The organism is Desulfamplus magnetovallimortis, from assembly GCF_900170035.1.
In the GTDB taxonomy this organism is placed as follows: domain Bacteria; phylum Desulfobacterota; class Desulfobacteria; order Desulfobacterales; family Desulfobacteraceae; genus Desulfamplus; species Desulfamplus magnetovallimortis.
The window spans coordinates 174,828-194,810 of record NZ_LT828546.1 but is presented as its reverse complement, the minus strand read 5'-3'; the positions used below and the strand labels follow the sequence as shown (position 1 = coordinate 194,810).

The window sequence follows — 19,983 nt, the reverse complement described above, 5'->3', positions numbered from 1 at the left end:
TCATATAAAAAAAATGATGGGAAAAATGAAAAATGAATGCTCAACCCAGAAAACACCTCTGATAAATCAACAGGAATATTTAGAACTGGAAAAGAACTCAGAGATAAAACATGAATACTTTGAGGGTGAAATTTTTGCAATGACAGGGGCCAGTTTGAACCATAACCGGATAAGCAGAAATATTGAAAGGGAGTTGGGAATAGAGCTAAAAGGTTCTTCATGTGAAAATTTTTCAGGGGAAATGAGGGTCAAGGTAAACGAACTTGAAAAATATACATATCCGGACATTGCAGTTGTCTGTGGAGATATTGAACTTGAAAAGATAAACGGGCTTGATACCCTGCTCAATCCAGTTGTGATCATGGAGATCCTTTCTGACTCAACCGAAGCATATGACAGAGGGATAAAATTCAATCACTACAGGCTTATTCCATCCTTCAAGGAATATATACTTGTATCCCAGAACACCTGTAATGTAGAGCAGTTTGTTCGTGGTGATGGCGGGATCTGGCAGATATTGACTCCATACACAGATATGGGGCAGCATTTTATTATAGAATCAATTGGTTGTGAACTCTCTTTGTCAGATATTTATTACCGTGTTGGATTTGATGACAAGGATGTTAATGGCAAATGAAGTTGCATTAGGAATGAGTACGAGCTAACTTACCCATGTTCCCCATCTCCAGTAATGGACAATACTGTTGACTTAAGCTCATGATGTACCATAAATGGGGGCTGAAAGCCTCATTATTAAAGGCTTTGAATAGCCGAACAAACCCTAATGCAACAACATTGCCAGTAATGGAGAGGGGGCAGTGAGGTTTCAACGCTGTCAAACTCTTCGCTTCTCCGGAAGCTCCCACTCCTGAATGGGGGTGGTTTCATAGATCTCTTCCCATCCGGTAATCATCCCTGCAATATGGCTGAACAGTGAATGCCCTGTTGTTGTCATATATACATGCACAAGCAGAAACGATAGAAGCATGAAAGCTACAAATGTATGTATCATCGCAACAGGTGCCAGGGGGATGCCCATGCCTGACCATGTATTCCATGTATTCCATGTATAATACAGGATCCCCGTCAGCATTTGAACTGGAAGCAAAAGTGCCGAAAGTGCAAGGTATGTAAGCCTTTGCAGGGGATTGTGCTTGGCTCCCGGAGTTTTTTCCACAGGATGGGGCTTGCCCTGGAAAATGCCGAAGGAGTAATAGATTATTACATCAAAAAGCTTTTTGGTTGTGGGAATATATTGGCGCCACTCTCCTGTTGTAAATACCCAGAAGACAAAGAATGCAAAGAGCACAAGCCATGAAAGACCCACAAAGTTATGGGTGAATACCGCTGTTTTATAACCAAGCAGGGTATAGGTTCCGTGGATTTCAAATCCGGTAATCAGAAGAAAGAGTATCATTATGGCCTGAAGCCAGTGCCAGAATCTTTCAAATCTCGTATAAAGATATATTTTAATAATTTTTGTATGTGTCATAACAGATCTCCTGTTGATTTCTTGTCACCTCCACCAACTTCTTCAACATGACCAGATAATGGGGGTGACCTGACAGTTATCCCTTTTATTTTTTCCCGTTTCTTGTAAAAAATCTTCCAAGACCATGAAGGCTGACACCGGCAAGCGAGCCCAGTACCACAAGCCATCCCAGTGAATCTATGAGTTTAAAACGATCTCTTCCGGGCATGTAAAATTCGGCAAGACTCTCAAGACGCCCTGTTTCCCTTGTGTGGCATTCAGTGCAGTTTAATGCCATATCTTTTGGTGCTACCATGTGGGTTATCGGGAAAACATAGGTGCTTTCAACAAAATCGAACTCACCGGAAAAGGGAAGTCCCAGCATTTCGCTGCCAATCGTCAGGGATTCGTCCCAGTTGAATGTTGTCCAGTAGCCCTTGGGGCCTGATAGAAGTGGAGTGAGGAGGGTTTTGTTTACTTTGTCATAGGGTTGTTTGCCTTTGTGTAATTTGAAAGGATATATGCGTGAATCCCTGTCATTTACGCTTCCCACCGGCTGACTTACCTTAACAACAGTTGAAGGATCTATTATATCAACTGCGGTTGTGCTGGTCTGGGTGCCATTTGACCAGAAATATACCGGTTTAACATTCTTTTCCCAGGTCATCTCCCCTTTGATGGATTTATATGTCTCTTTTCCCAAATCCCCTATAATGTCATAGGGCTTTCCATCTTTGAGATCCCCTGCTTTTGACCAGTTCCAGCTCATTTTTGTTGGGTTGACCCTTGCAAAATCCGGAATATGACAGGATTGGCACGCCACCCTGTCAGTGTGATCGTTCATCTTGGAGGCTGTTTTATGGGGGGTTTCACTGTGACACGAGACACATGTAATTTTTGGGGCAAGATCATCTTCAAGAAGGCTTTTGCTGCTTTCAACAGCGGGGTTGGTATATATTCTGCCTGCAATGTTGTGGTTGGTGGTGGTGTGGCATCGGGTACATGTGAAGTTTTTGCCGTCGATTCCCATGTGGACATCAAGGCGTTTGTTGGGTTTCATCAGGGATGTGTCAAGATCACCGTGTTTGACACCATCTCCGCCGCCTCCCTTGAAATGGCATTGCCCACAGTTATCCCTTTGGGGAAGCGTGATTTTTTCCACAGCAGCCTTTACTTCTCCCTGTATCTCCTTCATTATTTCCAAAACGCTCGGGTCATCCTTGGATTCTTCGGCAAATGCCTTGATATCGGTAAAGGCTTCTGTGTAGTTGAACTGTTCAGAACCATGACATTTAAGGCAGTTTACCTTGCCTGTTTTGCCGTTCCATCCTGTATGACATTTAAGACATGCTTTGTCCTGCATGTTGTTTGCCGAGATACAGAAATTGTTCACCGAGTAGCCGGCCTTTCCATAGTTACGGTCTGTTTTGTCCTTTTTCTCTGAATCTGTCTTCTCTGAATCTGTTTGGGGTTCTCCTGAAGCCAGCCATGTCCAGTGGATGGTTTTATGGAACTGGGTGGAAGCTTCGGAATGGCAGGAGAGGCAAGCTTCTGTAATCTCGTCACCGGACATGAAATCTTTTTTAAGGGCTTCATGTTTTGAGTGGTCAGTTGTTATCCATCTTTTTTCACGCTTAACTGCCTGTCTTGCAAGTGTTCTTCCTGGCGCATCAATGGTCTCTTCTGTATTGCTGCTTGCTTTGATGGTCTGGGGAACAAGCATCAAGACAATAATAATGAGAGAGCAGAGAAATTTAATTAATCCAGCAGTAATTGATTTTTGTGCTGTTTGGATTTTGGTCATTCATACCTCCATTTTACCGTTGAAATGGATATAAATTTTTATCAAAGAGATGTTCGTGGGTTTATGCCCAATGCTATTTATGCATCTGCATTCATGGCTGTGATTTACTTCCTTGATGCTGTCAGAATCAGGATATCCAGGATTAACAGGATAAGACATGATTAATCTATCCTGAACATCTTTTTCATCTTGGTTATCCTGATTCAGACAAGTGCTGGGGAGATATCAATGCCTTAAAATTCTTAAGGCAAAAGCATTGAGTAGTATTCCCAGGCCAGGAAGGTCTATTTGCATTTTGCAGGGGTGGGAGAATCTGCTGCACCTGTATAAAGATATGAATAGATATCAAGAAGCTCCTCTTCATTGAGGTTTTTCCAATCTTCAGCACACTTGAATTCACTGAAATCCTTTGTTTCAAAAACACGCTGCCATTGAGACATTGTTTTGTCAGAAGGGTTTATGATGGGGCGTTCAGACTCAACTTCACCCCTCTCCATGCATGATTTATAAACTTTTTTGTAGGTATATTTGCCTTTTCTTTTGTTGCCGGCCGGCTCTTCTGCAAATGCCATTGCTGTAAAGGTTATAATAAAGAAGAATGTTATTGTTGAAATAAAAAGTTTTTTAGTCATTTTTGCGGTCTCCTTAATATTAGTGTTTTGTCATGAAAATATATCAATACTTCTTTAAGTTTAAATTGTTGGATGATTTTTTAGACAATTTTAAAGTTTCAAGGTGTTTTTCTACCACCATCAAACATTGAAAGAGCATTAGAACCTCATTGTTGCTGATGCATATGCATCCCAGACATCATCTACTATGGGGAAAAGCCCGTCAAAGGATGTGGCATCTGATATTTTGACGGGTTTGCCAAGGGGATTGCCGCTTCCGGTGTATTCATAATCATAGAATCTTGCGCCAAGTTTCAGGAAAAAACTGCGTCCGTAAACCGGCTGGATGTAGTAGCCCTCATAGACACTTCCCCTTGTTGCAAGTTTGCTTCCCACAAGTGAATCCTCGGCACCTGTAAAGTTAAACCAGTACTTTGAACCCCAGTTGTATTCAAGGCCAAGGCGTGCATCAAAAGGCATTGGGAATAGGGCGCCTGCATATATACTGTACCCATCCTGTGCCTCAAGCTGGCCATTGGAGCTTAAAAGTCCCATTCCCATCATTTCGTAAAAGGGATTTGCTGAAATGCCTGATGGATCTGTGTGGCTCCATGAACCTGCAAGGAAAAGATCTATCTCTTTTTCTGTCTCTTCATAGAGATTTTTTGTAAGCACAAGTGTTGCGGCATCCCAGTCACCAATCTCTGTGTAAGGCTCCATACGTGAGATGTATGAGCCGCTGTTGGGCTCAAAATAGTACTCGGATACGCCATCACCGTCCTGATCGGATTTTGATACGGCAAATGGCATTACTGTAAGACCTGTAAATCCGTCTGTTATATCCCATGCATGGGCAAAGTTAAATACTGCACTAAAGGAATCATTGTCAAAAAGGGTTGCAATAAAGCCGAAAAGATGCACATCCTCAACCTCTGCCTGGCTCTCCTGAATTGAATATGAGTTGCCCCAGTCTCCTTCAAATCCAACTCCGTAGCAGAGCTTGAAGGAAGCACCTGGAACACCTGTCAAATCTTCAAGTCCAAAGTTCAGGGAGGCTCCATCAAACTGCCAGTTGATTATTGTTGCAAGGGGAGAGCCACCTTCAAGATCATATTCCGCATACTCCAGGGGAGGCCCGTTTGTTGAAGGACGTCTTCCAAGTGAGAAACTGGTTGGTACCTTGCCAAGGTATTTGCTGTAAAGGAAATATGCCCTCTCAAGGCGGATTGTATCCCCATGGGGCAGAGATGATGTGTTTCCGTCAAATGTAATATCTCCAAGGCTTCCCTGGTTGAATTTCACGCCGGTGGAATCACCCCAGGCCTTGTATGCTGCCATTCTACCGGCAAAACTTAAGTTCTGGTTTACTTTTGCTTTCATGTTGAGATGAAATTTGTTGGTGAAGATGATGTCGTTGTCAACATCGTTGGAGTCCAGAGGGGGAATCATGCCGGCCATTGCCATATTCTGCATCCCCTGTTGTACCTGGGAGAGGGTGGCTCCATTGAAACCGCCCATGGAAGGTGGAGAGAAAAATGCATTCATCATTGAGTCAGGGGCAGAGAGCATGTTGTCATAGTGGATGGAGTCCCCGCGGGAGCGCAGCTCCACGCCAAAGGATATCTTGTCAGTTGATGTGTGAAGTTCTGCCTTGTCAAGGCGCTTGCTGATATAGGATATCTCATCCTTGTTCTCGGCTCTTTCTTTCTCTTCAGCCTTTTTTTCCTGTTCCATTGTTTCTATTTTTGATTTGAGCATCTCCATGGTTCTGCTCATCTCTTCAAGCTGCTGTTTCAAACCATCAATGTCATCCGATGCCCATACGTTTTGAAACAGGCAAAAATTTGTAATTATGGTCATCAGGATAAGAAAAAAAATTTTTCCATAAATTCCCCGGGCCACTCTTTTTTTTATCGTGGCACTTTTGTCAATCTGCTTTGTTTTCATGCTTTTCACTCCTCTCTTTTTTGTCCCGGGCCAGATATACTTCATTTCTCGATTTCACCCTCCAGAGATGTATTTTCGTTTTGGGGGAATACTTCTCCTAAAAGTGTAAAGAGCTTTGGTAGTTGTTTGAGAGATGCCCGAGGCTAATTGATTTTTATCTTTGTGGATACATTTTTGATACTGTGGAGTCGTTAATGCAATTGATGTGCCAATTGATGTGTCTGTATTGGATGTTAAAAAGATTGTTGATGATTTGCTAATTATATTAAGATGTTATTTTGGGTGGTCATAAAATCAGAAAGAGAATTTTTTATTTTCCCTTATGCTGCTGTTAATTAAATCTGTGTTGTGTTAATAGTTTATGTTAACAGGTTAGCACCATACCGAGGGGGGAAATATATGGATATTGGCAAATACTGGAGAACCATTATTGAGTCAGTGCGTGACGGCGTCATGATTGTTAATGCTAAAGGTAACATTATTGCTGCTAACAGTACGGCACAGCTCATGACAGGATATACGGAAGATGACCTTATAGGTAGATCGTGCAGAACATTGAACTGTACCGGATGCACCATTATTGGAAAAGGTGAGGGAAAGCTCTGGTGCGGCCTTTTTTCAAGAGGTATGATACGCGACAGGAAGTGTCGAATTACCAACCGGTATAATCGTTCTATTCATATCATGAAAAGTGCAAATGTCCTTTATGACGATGATGGAAATATTGTTGGAGCTGTTGAAACGCTAAAGGATATTTCTGATAATGTCAATTATAAAAATGAGCTTATATCATTAAAGAAAACCTACCAACTTGATGACGGTTTCCATGGCATTGTTGGTAAAAGTCCTGTGATGCAGTCACTTTTTGAGGTTATAGAAAATGTTGCGGCATCTGATACTCCCGTTATGATTCTTGGAGAGAGTGGAACCGGCAAGGAGCTTGTTGCAAGGGCTGTTCACGAAACAGGGTCAAGGCTTGGCAAGCCCTTTATAAAAGTCAACTGTGCTGCATTAAACGAAAATCTTCTTGAAAGTGAGCTATTTGGGCATATCAGGGGGGCATATACAGGAGCTGACAAAAGTCGTACAGGAAGGTTTGAAGCTGCCCATGGCGGCTCCATTTTTCTGGATGAGATAGGAGATATTCCAATGTCCATTCAGGTAAAACTTTTGCGTGTTCTTGAGGAAAAAAAGATTGAGCGTGTGGGTGATAATCTTTCCATTGATGTTGATGTGCGTATTATCACTGCTACAAACCGGAACCTTGATGTTTTGATGAAGGAGGGCAGGTTCAGGGAAGACCTTTTTTTCAGAATAAACGTATTTCCACTTAACTGTCCTCCTCTCTCTGTCCGTGAAGGTGATATACCTCTTATTATTCAACATTTTGTTGAGGTGAATACCCGAAAAAACGGAAAAAATATTCTTGGATTGTCACCAGATGCCATGAGACAGATGGTAAGATATTCCTGGCCTGGAAATGTCCGTGAGTTGAGAAATGCCGTGGAGTATGCATTTGTCCTGTGTCATGGAAGCATGATTACACCAGAGCACCTTCCGGACAAGGTTCTTCAGGGAATGAGCAAAAGGAACCATTGTGTGGGCATAGTTGAGGGTTCCATCAGGGAAGATTCTAATAATCAGGAAAAAACATCATCTGCTGAAAACGCAGTTGTTCAAAAAGGTAAGGTGCAGGAACTTGAAGATGCCCTTTGGGCGGAGAAGGGAAACCAATCACGCGCTGCAGAACGCCTTGGCGTGAGTCGGGTTACTGTCTGGAAACGTATGAAAAAATTTGGGATTGATCCCAAACGGTTTTGTCCGTAATAGTTCAAGGTGACATACTGGTATTTTGTCTGAACTTAATTTTAGGGTTATCTGCACCTTAGAGAAAAGGCATGCTTTGTCTCTAAGGTGCATTGCACCCTGATTGTTAGCTTTGACAAATCACTGGCGGCAATTTTTCGATGTTTCTTACAGGTTTTAATTTTTGATTTTTTCTGCTAATAGAACCGGCATCCTTAATTTTTTGTATGGTATTCTTTGAGTGTACCCTTTTTTGAATATCCGGTTTGAATTGTTGTTATGAAACCTCACCTTCCGGCCACCTATCACAGACTTGATAGGGGGAGAATAATGCAAAAAAAGGGCATGCTTCATTTCCCAGTTTACACTTTCCGGAGAGAAAAGTCTGTGTGGCGGGAATCTCTAACAAAAAAGTGTAAAGTATTTTTGGGTTCAAATGAAGGATGCCAAAAAAAGTACACTCGTTTTATTTCATGAGAGCCTTTTCTGAAAAGGAGGGTATCTTTTTTGGGAGTATAATATAAACATGCATGAGCTGAAAACTGATCATGATGAATTGAAAACAGGATATGCAGCGGTGCTTGAAAATCTTTTTTTCTCCTATGGGGACAGAGAAGTGCTGCAGGATGTGAATCTAAAAATTTCACACGGTGAATTTGCCACCATTGTGGGCCCAAATGGCGGAGGAAAAACCACCCTTCTTAAACTTCTGCTTGGCCTTTTAAAGCCTGTAAAGGGAAATGTAAAGGTACTTGGGCAATCTCCTTCAAAAAGTCGTATGAAAGTGGGATACATGCCGCAGTACTCCCATCTTGATGTCAAGTTTCCGGTAAGTGTAATGGATGTGGTACTTATGGGGCGGCTTGGAAAAAATCCATGGGGTTGGGGACGCTATAAGGGTGAGGACAGGATGGCGGCAGCAAGGGCACTTGAAGAGGTCAATCTTGTGCAGTTCGGGGATACCCATTTCAATGAGCTGTCAGGCGGTCAGAAGCAGCGTGTATTCATTGCCAGGGCACTTTGCGGGGATCCTCAAATGCTGCTTCTTGACGAACCCACATCCAACATTGATCAGGAGTCAGAGCAGAGCCTTTTCATGCTTTTGAAGGAGCTGAACAAAAAGATGACAATTCTTCTGGTATCCCATGATCTGGGCTTTGCTTCCAAGGTTGTTAAAAGTGTTATTTGTGTTAATCGCAAGGTTGTAATTCATCCTACAACCGAGATGGACGGAACCGTGATAAAGGATATTTACGGCGGTGATTTCAGAATGATCCGTCATGATCACAGGTGCTGTGAACTTGGTCATGAACAGGGAGATTTTCATGGTTGATTTTGTGAAGGCTCTTATGAATCCTGATTTTCAGTTTTTAGCCAATGCCTTGATTATGGGTATCCTTGCTTCCATATCCTTTGGCATAATAGGGACATATGTTGTTACTCGAAGGATAAGCTATCTTGCCGGTGCAATTTCCCATGCTGCCTTTGGTGGAATCGGCATGGCTCTCTATTTGAGCAGAACCTTTGATATAGCATGGCTGGATCCAATACATGGGGCAATGGTTTTTGCCGTTGGTGCTGCTGTCATAACAGGCATGATATCAATCCATTCAAGGGAGAGAGAAGATACTGTGATTGGTGCAATATGGTCAGTGGGTATGGCTATGGGGATTGTTTTTATTGATATGACCCCGGGTTATTTTGAGCTTTCAAGTTTCCTTTTTGGAGATATTTTGCTTATATCTTCAAATGACATTGTACTTATTACAATTCTTGATGTTGTTATCCTTGGAACTGTAATGCTTTGCTACAACCCTCTTCTGGCGGTTTGCTTTGACGATGAATATGCAATGCTCAGGGGGATAAATGCCCATGGTTATTACATCTTCCTCCTTTGCCTCACGGCTGTGACTGTGGTGTTAATGGTCAGAATTGTCGGTATTGTAATGGTTATTGCCCTTCTGACCCTTCCTGCTGCAATTGCAGGAAAGATGACAAAGCGGATGCTTCCCATGATGTCCCTTGCTGTTTTTTTGTGCATGCTGTTTGATACTGCCGGTCTTGCTGTAAGCTTTGTTAACGGGATTTCAACCGGTCCCACCATAATTTTGATTGCTGGTATAAGTTATCTTGCTGTTATGATTTTTTATAGAATTAGAAATTGATCAACCTGTAATAAGTTTGATGTCGAGATATCTTCATTCATAATTCAATGAAATTAGAAGCATTTCTTCAAAATTTAACTGTCGAGAGAGCCATTCTCCCCCTCTCCATTCTTGGAGAGGGGGCCGGGGGGTGAGGTTGCATTTTACCTGATAATTATAACTTGATAGTATAGGAATTTCCATTTTTATCCTGCAAAAGCAAGTGTTTATGGAAAAGCCCGCCCGAAGGGCGTTAAGTTCAAGGAACAGTAGTAACTATTTTTATGTTTCGGACTTTTTAAGAGACCATCAGAATTTGAGTTTATATTATGATATTATCGAAAAATACAAAAGCCCTTGGCCTCTGCTCCGGAGGTCTTGACAGCATTCTGTCTGCTCTGATTCTTCGCAAACAGGGAATTGATGTCACCTGGATTACTTTTAAAACGCCTTTTTTCGGGCCAGAGGCAGCTCTTAAGGCATCTAAAACTACTGGTATCCCATTGCGTATTGAAGAGATCACAGATAGCTACATGGAGATGCTCAAATCTCCGCCTGCAGGATATGGTAAGAACATGAATCCATGCATGGATTGCCACTCCCTGATGTTTGCCCTTGCCGGAGATATCATGGAGAGTGACGGGTATGATTTTATTTTCAGTGGAGAGGTTGTTGGCCAAAGACCCATGTCCCAGAATAAAAATTCCATGAACTATGTGGAAAAACACTCCGGATATAAGGGAAAAATTTTGCGGCCGTTAAGTGCAAGGATTCTTCCTGAAACAGTTATGGAGCAGCAGGGGCTTGTAGATCGCGATGCCTTATTTGGTATTTCTGGTCGTTCAAGAAAAGTTCAGATAGAGATGGCTAAAGGGTTTGGTGTGACTGACTACCCTGCACCGGCAGGTGGGTGTCTTTTAACTGACAAAGGCTTTTCCAGAAGGCTTAAGGATTTGATGCAGCATCATCAGGGTGATGTTTACAGCAGGCGGGATCTTTATCTTTTAAAGTATGGTAGGCACATTAGACTGGATGATAATACAAAAATTGTTGTTGGAAAGAGCAGGGTGGATAACAACATGATAGAGAGTATGTACAAGCCCGGGAAAGATATCTACATTCGTCATGCAAGTATTGCCGGGCCGTTTGTACTTGTTCCCGGAGGTGCTTTAAAAGATGGGGAAAAGATGAGCATGGCCATTGAACTTGCTGCTTCAATCTGTTCCGGTTATACAAAGGCTTCACCAGGAACTGTCGCCCAAATGAGTGTCATGTCAGGTTCTGTTGAAAGGATTGTAAATGTTGCTGTGCCTTTGCCCGGGCAATTCAGGGATTTGATGATCTAAAATCATTTTTTGCCTTGAGCTGCCCACATGCAGCAGAGATGTCACTGCCTTTGCTTTTTCTGTTAATAGCTGTCATCTGGCGATCCAGCAGAATTTGGAGAAAATGGCTCACTTTTTCATCAGATGGACGTTTAAAATCGCTTTTTTCATGCTCATTAAAGGGTATGATGTTAACCTTGGCCTTTATGGGAGCCAGCATTTTTACAAGTCTTTTTGCATCTTCGTCACTGTCATTGATCCCTTTAATCAATATATATTCAAAGGTGATCTTGTTTCTTGGTTTCATCTGGAATGTTCGGCAGGCTTCAAGCAGCTCGGAAATGGGGTATTTTCGGTTTATCGGCATTAGCATGGAACGTGTTTTGTCATCTGTGGCATTGAGGGAGATTGCAAGATTAACATCTGTGTTCTGCCCCAGTCTTTGGATTTCCGGAACAAGGCCGCATGTGGATACTGTTACCCTTCTTGGAGAGAACTTAAGACCAAAATCACTGTCCGTCATAATATCCAGGGCTTTGACAACAGCGTCATAATTGGCAAGAGGCTCTCCCATGCCCATGAATACAATGTTGGAAAGAGGGCCTGTAGGGCGCGTTGATTTTATGACCGGCATTGTGATATTGCCGTCATAGGTACCGGATGCTGCCCCGTGAATCATTTCCCTCATGGATAAGTGCTTTCTTGCATCCCTTACCTGTGAGACAATTTCAGCAGCGGTGAGGTTACGCTGGAATCCGCATTTTGCTGTCATGCAGAATTTACACCCCTGGATGCATCCAGCCTGGGATGATATACAGAGGGTGAAATGGTCTTTCTGGGGAATAAGAACAGCTTCAATATAGTTGCCATCCCTGAGTTTAAAGAGAAGTTTTTCAGTTCCGTCCGCCGACATTTCTGAGTTTTCAATCTCAAGCCTTGGAATGGTGAAATTTTCGTTCAGAAGTTTTCTTACATCCTTTGAAAGATCTGTCATCTCATCAAAGCTTTCAGCTTGGCGCAGATAGATCCATTTGAATATTTGACCCGCCCTGAATGATCTCATTCCTCTATCTTCAAACCATTTCATAAGCTGTGTGCGGGTCAGTTCTTTTATATCGTTACCGTGAAAATAGATTTGTTTTCCATAGGCCGGGGTAGCCTGGGTTGGCCATGATGTTTTTGTTTTTGAATCGTCAGAGGTCAGGATCAATGCTCTTTTCCTTAAAAAAACTTTATGTCTGTGAATCTTAAACTTAAATGAAAGACGGTGAATTTTTGATACTTAAGGAACTGGCTTTAAATAACTTACCCGTTTACCTCACCCCCTATCCATGAGTGGAGAGGGGGAGTTTGGGTAAGTTAATTAAACCTCTATTACTAACACACCATTTCCAGGGATTCAATAGACTCATTGCCTTTAAAGGCATTCTTCATATCTATCCAGGAAAAGCTAAAACAGACAAAAATCGGCATCCTTCATTTGAACCCAAAAGTACTTTACACTTTTTTGTGAGAGATTTCCGCACATCAGAGTTTTCTCTCCAGAAAGTGTAAACTGGGAAATGAAGCTTGCCCAAAAATCTTCTGATTCTCTTCCAAAATAACACGAAAATCAGAAATAAAATTATAACCTGTACAAGCCATAATCAAAAAGGTTCTTCTGATGCATTCCATCATTTTTCTTGACTTGAAACTGAATACATATTAGATTCAAGAATTTTTAATTTCAGACCCTGTTTGAAGACTTGAGATGAGGTATAAAGCTGTTTTATGTTTGACAACCTGAGTGATAAACTGAATGCTGTTTTCAAAAAGCTTAAAGGCCGCGGTACCCTGACAGAGAAGAATATTGAGGAGGGCTTGAAGCAGGTGCGTTTGGCACTTCTTGAGGCTGATGTAAATTACAGGGTTGCCAAAAAGGTTATCTCTGACATTAAAGAGCGAGCCTTGGGCCAAGATGTCATGGATAGTTTAACGCCTGGTCAGCAGATTGTCAAGATTGTATATGACGAGTTCACCACCATGATGGGTGACGAACATGAAGCACTTAATTTTGGAGGTGCCACACCTGCTTCTATAATGCTTGTGGGGCTTCAGGGCTCTGGTAAAACCACGACTGCTGGAAAACTTGCTCTGTTTCTGAGAAAAAATGGAAGAAAACCCTATCTTGTACCTGTGGATGTTTACAGACCAGCGGCAATTGAGCAGCTTCAGAAACTTGGAAGTCAGATTGGAGTTCCGGTATTCCCTTCCACCGCGCAGATGGCGCCGGTGGATATCTGTACCGAAGCTGTAAGAAGTGCAATAAATGAGGGTTGTGATACCCTTCTTATAGATACGGCAGGGCGCCTTCACATAGATGAAGAGCTTATGGCCGAACTTGAGGCAATCAAGAAAAGTATTAAACCATCGGAAATTTTGCTTGTTGCAGATGCAATGACAGGACAGGATGCAGTCAATATTGCAGAAAGTTTTGACAAGAGACTCAATCTTGGTGGTGTGATACTTAGTAAAATGGATGGAGATGCCCGTGGCGGTGCAGCACTCTCCATTAAGGCTGTCACAGGCAAGCCGTTAAAATTTATTGGTGTTGGTGAAAAAACAACTGCGCTGGAGCCTTTTTATCCTGACAGGATGGCCTCCAGAATTCTGGGTATGGGTGATACACTTTCATTTATTGAAAAAGCCCAGGAAGCTGTTGATATAAAAAAAGCTGAAGAGCTTGAAAAAAAACTTCGGAAAAATCAGTTTACCCTTGAAGATTTCATGGATCAGATATCTTCTGTTCGGAAAATGGGTTCCATCAAAGAGCTTATCGGTATGCTGCCCGGGATAAATAAAAAGCAGCTTGCCGGCATGAATATTGATGACAGGGAGTTTGTCCGAATTGAGGCAATTATTAATTCCATGACACCACAGGAGAGACGTGATCATGCAATTATAAAGGGAAGCAGAAAAAAGAGAATTGCAATGGGAAGTGGTACAACAGTACAAGATGTAAATAAACTTCTCAAAAGTTATACACAGGCAATGAAAGTTGTGAAAAAGTTCAATAAAGGCGGCTTACGTTCACTAAAGAACATGCTGCCGTTTTAAGGGAGAAAGTAAAAAGATGTCCGTAAAAATAAGACTGGCAAGAGGTGGTGCAAAAAAAAGACCTTTTTATAGGATTGTAGCTGCTGACTCTGAGTCACCAAGGGATGGCAGGTTCCTTGAAAATCTTGGAACATACAACCCCATGGTGGAACCGGCAGCCATTACACTCAAAGAGGATAGGATAAACTACTGGCTTGGTGTAGGTGCCCAGGCTACAACTACTGTGAAAAATATCCTTAAAAAGGAAATGGCTAAGGCAACACCTGCCTGACTTTGGTAAATCTGTCCTGTTTTTTTGCTGGTTCTTTTCTGGCAGATTGCTTTTGTTTTAATCTTATGTTCCTTGTATGTTAATTGCCCATATTCTCAATACCCAATAGTTAAGGAGAAGGATCTATGAAAGAGCTGATCGAGTATATTGCAAAGGCGCTGGTTGACAATCCTGATGAGGTAGAGGTTTCGGAAGTGGAAGGAAGCAAAACTTCGGTACTGGAGCTTAAGGTGGCAAAAGAGGATCTGGGGAAAGTAATTGGAAAACAGGGTCGATCGGCCAGGGCGATGAGGACAATTCTCAGCGCTGCCTCGGCAAAGCTTAAGAAACGTACAGTTCTGGAAATAGTGGAGTAATCCTGTGATTTGTTGTGCTGAAGCGGAATCCTGATAAGTGGAGCGATGCATTGGGGGAAAACTCTTTATTTACCATTGGGAAAATCACAGGTGTTCACGGAGTAAAAGGATATCTGAAAATCCGCTCATTTTCAGATTCTCCGGAGAGCTTTAAGCCGGGTAATTCTATTCTGCTTGCAAGATCAGGCATTAAAGCTGTTTCAGGCACTTCAGTGCGTCAAGATGCTTTTAAAAAAGATAAGGGAGCAATCTCAATCTCATCTGCATACTCTGCACGGGATGATTCCAAGGCCGGTAAATGGTATGAAATTGAAAGGGTTGCTCCAAACAAAAAAGGTTTGCTGCTTCTTCTTAAGGGGGTTGACAGAAATATTGCAGAATCCCTTGTTGGAGATGAGCTTCTCATCCCAAGGGATGCTCTTCCCTCTCTGGAGGATGATACATACTACTGGCAGGATCTTATTGGCATTAGTGTTGTTGATATTCAAGCTGGATATATCGGTACCATTGACCATGTGATACAAACTGGAAGCAATGATGTTTTTGTTGTAGCGGATCATAACAGGGAGACTCTTGTGCCTGCCATAAAAAATGTTGTGAAGCAGGTTGATCTTGAACGTGGAGAGATGAGGGTGGAACTGCCTGATGGACTTATGGAATGAAATTTACGGTTCTTACTCTGTTTCCTGAGATGGTGGATGCTTTTTTTTCCCACGGAATGATTGCCCGTGCCATTGAAAATGAGCTTGTCAAAGCTTCTACTGTAAACATAAGAGATTTTGCCTTTAATCGTCATAATAGTGTGGATGACAGGCCATATGGTGGAGGATGCGGAATGGTTATGAGGCCGGAACCTCTGTTTGCGGCAATCCATGAAGCAAAAAGATTCTCTTCAGACTCCAGGGTTATTCTGATGTCTCCCCAGGGAGCTCCTTTTGACCAGGCAAGAGCCGTTGACATGGCATCTTCTTCTCAGGATTTTGTATTTGTCTGTGGCCGTTATGAAGGTATTGATGAAAGGGTTTTTCTCTCCTGTGTGGATGAGGAACTCTCCATTGGTGATTACGTTATGACAGGCGGTGAGCTTGCTGCCATGGTCATTATGGATGCTGTTATACGTCTTGTGCCTGGTGTGTTGGGAGGAGATGCATCTGCCGAGTTGGATTCCTTCCGTAATAACAGGCTTGAGCATGCACACTATACAAGACCTTCTGTCTATAATGGAATGTCTGTACCTGATGTGTTGTTATCCGGTAATCATGAAAAGATTGAAAAATGGAGGCAAAGTTCTTCTCTTAAAAGGACTTTGCTGAAACGTCCTGATCTTTTTGATAAGAGACCTTTTTCATCTGAAGAAAAAGATATTCTGAAAAAATGGTATCATGAAATGGAGCAAATTGATATGGAATTTCTGAATGGATAACCTTTACCTTGCTCTGCTTCACTACCCTGTTTGCAACAAAAAGGGAAGTACAATTGCATCTGCATTGACTACAATTGACATGCATGATATCGCAAGGGCTTCCATGACATTTGGTGTAAGAGGTTTTTATGTGGTCACTCCCCTGATGGATCAGCAGGTGCTGGCTCATGAGGTGATTGACCACTGGACATCTGGAATAGGAGGTGAGCTGAATCCCTTCAGAAAAAAAGCTCTTGAGCTTATAAGAGTCGTCTCCACCTTTGATGATGCCCTGTCTGAAATCCAGGCAGAGCGCCATGAAGAAGTTATAACAATAGCTACGACTGCTTCAGCTTATCAGAATACTATAAAGGCCAAAGAGGTTGCAGTGCATCTGAAGGAGAGGGCATCCCATGTTATTGCCTTTGGAACAGCATGGGGGATGACCCAGGATTTTATGCTAAGCTGTGATTATATCATGGAACCTGTTTCAGGCTTGACAGGCTATAATCATCTTTCTGTTAGATCTGCTGTATCTATTATAATGGACAGAATAGCCTGTGAGTGGTTAAAAAGTTAGTTTTTTAAGTTGGGTTTTTAAGTTAGTTTTTGAAAATTGATTCCTTTGGAAGCAAATAATTATAACGTACATGGCGGATATCCGCCACAATTGAAGAGTTGAAAGTTTTTTTTAAAACAGTTGCTTATGAAGCTTTTTATATAAAAATACATAGATTTTTTTAAGAGGAAATTATACAATGAATATCATTGAACAGTTGGAAATGGAGCAGATGCGTCTTGATATACCGGATTTCAGAGCCGGTGATACCATCAAGGTGCATGCAAAGATTAAAGAGGGAGACAAGGAGCGTATCCAGGTTTTCCAGGGGGTTGTAATCAAAAAGACCAAAGGTCTTGCCAGTGCAAGGTTTACTGTCAGAAAGATATCAGGTGGTGTAGGAGTGGAAAGAATTTTCCCACTTAATTCACCAGCCATAGACAAAATTGAAGTTGTATCCTATGGTCGGGTTCGCAGATCAAGAATCTATTACTTGAGAAACCTCCGTGGAAAGGCTGCAAGAATCAAAGAGAGACGTATCTCCTGACATATACTTCAATAATAATGCTTTGGCATCCCAAATTTTGACGCTTCTGCAAAAAAATAGGGCATGCTTCATTTACCATTTTACACTTTTTTTGAACCATGATTTTCATGATTAAGGGATTACCTTGATTTTTAATCGTGTTAATCCTTTAATCATGGTTCAGAATTTTCCGAAAAGTGTAAATTAATTTTGAGTTGATATGAAGGATGTTCTATGACAACATATCGGGCAGATTACTGATCTGCCTTCCTTCCAAAATCATATCTTTGAAATCTACATTACAGTGTAAATATGTCCATGTGGGAATTTGAAAACAGTTGCAGGGTCGATGGATTCACCTTGGTTGCAGGTGTTGATGAGGCTGGAAGAGGACCTCTTGCAGGCCCTGTTGTATCAGGAGCTGTTATTCTTCCATATGACTTTATCTGTCCTGGTATTACAGATTCCAAAAAACTGACTCCTGCTAAAAGAGATCATTATTACGATATTATAATGACTCATGCCCTTGCAGCCTCATATGCAGAGGCTTCAGTTGAAGAGATTGATACCCTTAATATTCTTCAAGCATCTCTTTTATCCATGAAAAGGGCAGTTGAAAAACTTGCTGTCTCACCTGATTGCCTCCTGATTGATGGCAAATTCACAATTGATTCTCCAATTAATCAACTTGCAATTATAAAAGGTGATTCCAAAAGCATCTCAATTGCCGCAGCATCCATTGTTGCAAAGGTCGCAAGGGACAGAATCATGGAGGATGCTCATGCTCTTTATCCGGCATATGGTTTTAAGAAGCATAAGGGATATCCCACCAAAGTCCATAAAGAAGCAATTGAGAAAATTGGGCCATCTCCGATTCACAGAAAAACCTTTAAAGGGGTAAAAGAGTTTTTATCCGTCAAATATGAGAAATGATATTTAAGTCTCATAAGGAATGGCTCTTAAATAACTTTACCATTTCCAGAATACTGAACCGTCCACTCAGTGTTTCTTTAAGTTATAGTTGTTGGTTGTTAATGTCACTTTGCACCCCAATCCCCTCACCATGACTGGCAATGCTGTTGCCTTAAGTATTAAAAGGCAAGAGAGATACTGAAATCATTGAAGATTCAAATCTCATATGAGTTGGGTGGTGGCTTAAGTCAACAGCATTGACCATGACTGGAGAGGGGGATTATAGACCACCCGACAGTTAAACCTTGAAAGAACACTCAGGGAACATGTAGAGTTTAAAGTGGGAATGTTATTTTATACTCATTCCTAAATAATTTTTAAAAAGGTAATATCTTTTTGTCATACCATGGACAATATAAAATTGATCTGGGTTCCCATGCTGAAGATGAGGCTTGCCGTTTCCTTAAAAGTAATGGTTTTAAAATTATTGAAAGAAACTACCGTACCCGTTTTGCAGAAATTGATATTATTGCCATTCACGAAGAGACAATTGTTTTTGTTGAGGTAAAGGCAAGAACTTCAAGTCGTTATGGGTCTCCCCGAGAAGCTGTCGGAAGTGGCAAACAAAAAAAGATCATTGCAGGAGCCATGCAGTATATCAGGGAAAATGCCCTTGATGGCAAGAGAGTAAGGTTTGATGTAGTGACTTATCTTAAATCCAATTCAAATTACCTGAAATCCAATCCAAAAAGCTCCGGAGCTGAGCCATTACATATTGAGCTTATTTCAAATGCATTTGATGCTTCTATATCGTAAATCGGATTTTTTGTATAAGTTCGTCTCGCGAGGTGATTCTTTATGCATGGCTTTAATGTAGAGTCCACAGGTATTTTGTATATTGTTGCAACCCCCATAGGCAACCTTGAAGATATTACTTTAAGGGCACTTAGAATCCTCAGAGAAGCAGATGTGATTGCAGCAGAGGATACACGCCACACAGGAAAACTTTTAAATCATTACCAGATAAGAAAACCTCTTATCTCATGTCATGAGCACAATGAAGAAGGTCGCATTCCGGAACTTGTGGATAGGCTTTCAGGCGGTGAGAGCATTGCTCTGGTATCTGATGCCGGTACACCTTCTGTATCTGATCCGGGATACAGGCTTGTGGCTGCGGCTGTCTCAGCCAATATTTCTGTCATTCCTGTTCCAGGCCCATGTGCTGCGGTTGCTGCCCTGAGTGTCAGTGGCCTTTCTACAGATTCATTTCATTTTGTGGGATTTCTTCATAAAAAAAAGGGTGCAAGGATTCGCCAGATAGAATCATTAAAAGATATAAAGGCAACCATTATTTTTTATGAGTCACCAAAGCGCATTATTTCACTGTTGCAGGAACTTGCATTGATTTTGGGTGACCGCCCTGCTGTTGTGGCAAGGGAGATAACCAAAATTCATGAGGAGTATGTAAGAGGAACCCTGGTTACAGTTGCAGGGGAACTTGAAGAGCGCACCACCATAAAGGGAGAGTGCGTTCTTATGGTTGGATGGCAGGAGGCGGAAAGCTGTAAAGGCGATGACTTGTCTTCAGATGAGATTGATCAGTATATACTTAAAGAACTGGAAATATCATCTTTAAGCAAATCAAAACTTGCAAAGGAGATATCGAACAGATTATCGCTTTCCAGACAGGATATTTACAGCCGTATTGTAAAACTTGGGAATAGTTTTAATTGAGATTCCTGGATAATGGGCA

General features: G+C 41.8%; 20 protein-coding genes. 15 read left to right on the top strand and 5 right to left on the bottom strand.

Going from position 1 to position 19,983, the window contains the following annotated elements:
* The first annotated feature begins 13 nt into the window (after nt 1–13).
* A complete protein-coding gene (locus MTBBW1_RS13780; RefSeq protein WP_080804415.1) occupies nt 14–637 on the top strand; it encodes a Uma2 family endonuclease in 624 nt (207 codons plus the stop codon).
* A 198-nt stretch (nt 638–835) separates the two neighbouring features.
* Here MTBBW1_RS13780 and MTBBW1_RS13775 read toward each other — a convergent pair whose 3' ends face one another.
* From MTBBW1_RS13775 to MTBBW1_RS13760, 4 genes are all read right to left on the bottom strand, one after another.
* Nucleotides 836–1,492 (bottom strand): cytochrome b/b6 domain-containing protein, encoded by a 657-nt coding sequence (locus tag MTBBW1_RS13775; protein WP_080804346.1) that lies wholly within the window; start codon nt 1,490–1,492, stop codon nt 836–838.
* An 85-nt stretch (nt 1,493–1,577) separates the two neighbouring features.
* Entirely contained in the window at nt 1,578–3,275 is a 1,698-nt protein-coding gene (locus MTBBW1_RS13770) for a tetrathionate reductase family octaheme c-type cytochrome (protein WP_080804345.1), read from the bottom strand.
* Nucleotides 3,276–3,559: 284 nt separating this feature from the next.
* Nucleotides 3,560–3,907, bottom strand: a complete 348-nt coding sequence (locus tag MTBBW1_RS13765) for a cytochrome c family protein (RefSeq protein ID WP_080804344.1) — start codon at nt 3,905–3,907, stop codon at nt 3,560–3,562.
* A 138-nt stretch (nt 3,908–4,045) separates the two neighbouring features.
* Nucleotides 4,046–5,833: a DUF3373 family protein gene (locus MTBBW1_RS13760; RefSeq protein WP_186441299.1), complete on the bottom strand. Its 1,788-nt coding sequence runs from the start codon at nt 5,831–5,833 to the stop codon at nt 4,046–4,048.
* A 399-nt stretch (nt 5,834–6,232) separates the two neighbouring features.
* On the opposite strand from MTBBW1_RS13760, the gene MTBBW1_RS13755 reads away from it, so the two are divergent.
* The 4 genes from MTBBW1_RS13755 to MTBBW1_RS13740 all read left to right on the top strand — a co-directional run bounded on the left by MTBBW1_RS13755 (nt 6,233) and on the right by MTBBW1_RS13740 (nt 11,129).
* Nucleotides 6,233–7,660, top strand: coding sequence for a sigma-54 interaction domain-containing protein (locus tag MTBBW1_RS13755; protein WP_080804342.1), 1,428 nt, complete (start codon nt 6,233–6,235; stop codon nt 7,658–7,660).
* 505 nt (nt 7,661–8,165) lie between these two features.
* The gene (locus tag MTBBW1_RS13750; protein ID WP_080804341.1) at nt 8,166–8,972 is read left to right on the top strand and encodes a metal ABC transporter ATP-binding protein; all 807 of its coding nucleotides are present in this window, start codon (nt 8,166–8,168) and stop codon (nt 8,970–8,972) included.
* Nucleotides 8,965–9,804: a metal ABC transporter permease gene (locus tag MTBBW1_RS13745; RefSeq protein ID WP_080804340.1), complete on the top strand. Its 840-nt coding sequence runs from the start codon at nt 8,965–8,967 to the stop codon at nt 9,802–9,804. The genes MTBBW1_RS13750 and MTBBW1_RS13745 overlap by 8 nt, the downstream gene beginning before the upstream one ends.
* 308 nt (nt 9,805–10,112) lie before the next feature.
* Nucleotides 10,113–11,129, top strand: coding sequence for a tRNA 4-thiouridine(8) synthase ThiI (locus MTBBW1_RS13740; protein ID WP_080804339.1), 1,017 nt, complete (start codon nt 10,113–10,115; stop codon nt 11,127–11,129).
* Here MTBBW1_RS13740 and rlmN read toward each other — a convergent pair.
* Nucleotides 11,110–12,318: a dual-specificity RNA methyltransferase RlmN gene (gene rlmN / locus MTBBW1_RS13735; RefSeq protein WP_425430013.1), complete on the bottom strand. Its 1,209-nt coding sequence runs from the start codon at nt 12,316–12,318 to the stop codon at nt 11,110–11,112. The genes MTBBW1_RS13740 and rlmN overlap by 20 nt on opposite strands.
* 560 nt (nt 12,319–12,878) lie before the next feature.
* Here rlmN and ffh point away from each other — a divergent pair.
* The 10 genes from ffh (at nt 12,879) to rsmI (ending at nt 19,964) form a co-directional block, all read left to right on the top strand.
* Nucleotides 12,879–14,204 carry a signal recognition particle protein gene (ffh, locus tag MTBBW1_RS13730; RefSeq protein WP_080804338.1) on the top strand — a complete coding sequence of 442 codons (1,326 nt, stop codon included), beginning with the start codon at nt 12,879–12,881 and terminating at the stop codon, nt 14,202–14,204.
* 16 nt (nt 14,205–14,220) lie between these two features.
* Nucleotides 14,221–14,475, top strand: a complete 255-nt coding sequence (gene rpsP / locus MTBBW1_RS13725; protein ID WP_080804337.1) for a 30S ribosomal protein S16 — start codon at nt 14,221–14,223, stop codon at nt 14,473–14,475.
* Nucleotides 14,476–14,600: 125 nt separating this feature from the next.
* Nucleotides 14,601–14,831, top strand: a complete 231-nt coding sequence (locus MTBBW1_RS13720; protein ID WP_080804336.1) for a KH domain-containing protein — start codon at nt 14,601–14,603, stop codon at nt 14,829–14,831.
* Nucleotides 14,832–14,881: 50 nt separating this feature from the next.
* Complete coding sequence (rimM, locus tag MTBBW1_RS13715; RefSeq protein WP_186441297.1) at nt 14,882–15,493, top strand: ribosome maturation factor RimM; 612 nt, start codon at nt 14,882–14,884, stop codon at nt 15,491–15,493.
* Entirely contained in the window at nt 15,490–16,254 is a 765-nt protein-coding gene (gene trmD, locus MTBBW1_RS13710; protein ID WP_080804334.1) for a tRNA (guanosine(37)-N1)-methyltransferase TrmD, read from the top strand. The genes rimM and trmD overlap by 4 nt, the downstream gene beginning before the upstream one ends.
* Complete coding sequence (locus MTBBW1_RS13705; protein ID WP_080804333.1) at nt 16,247–16,813, top strand: RNA methyltransferase; 567 nt, start codon at nt 16,247–16,249, stop codon at nt 16,811–16,813. The genes trmD and MTBBW1_RS13705 overlap by 8 nt, the downstream gene beginning before the upstream one ends.
* A 178-nt stretch (nt 16,814–16,991) precedes the next feature.
* Complete coding sequence (rplS, locus tag MTBBW1_RS13700) at nt 16,992–17,339, top strand: 50S ribosomal protein L19 (RefSeq protein WP_080804332.1); 348 nt, start codon at nt 16,992–16,994, stop codon at nt 17,337–17,339.
* 297 nt (nt 17,340–17,636) lie between these two features.
* Entirely contained in the window at nt 17,637–18,251 is a 615-nt protein-coding gene (locus MTBBW1_RS13695) for a ribonuclease HII (RefSeq protein ID WP_080804413.1), read from the top strand.
* A gap of 375 nt (nt 18,252–18,626) precedes the next feature.
* Nucleotides 18,627–19,046 carry a YraN family protein gene (locus MTBBW1_RS13690; protein WP_245809378.1) on the top strand — a complete coding sequence of 140 codons (420 nt, stop codon included), beginning with the start codon at nt 18,627–18,629 and terminating at the stop codon, nt 19,044–19,046.
* A gap of 42 nt (nt 19,047–19,088) precedes the next feature.
* A complete protein-coding gene (gene rsmI, locus MTBBW1_RS13685; RefSeq protein ID WP_080804331.1) occupies nt 19,089–19,964 on the top strand; it encodes a 16S rRNA (cytidine(1402)-2'-O)-methyltransferase in 876 nt (291 codons plus the stop codon).
* Nucleotides 19,965–19,983 lie beyond the last annotated feature (19 nt).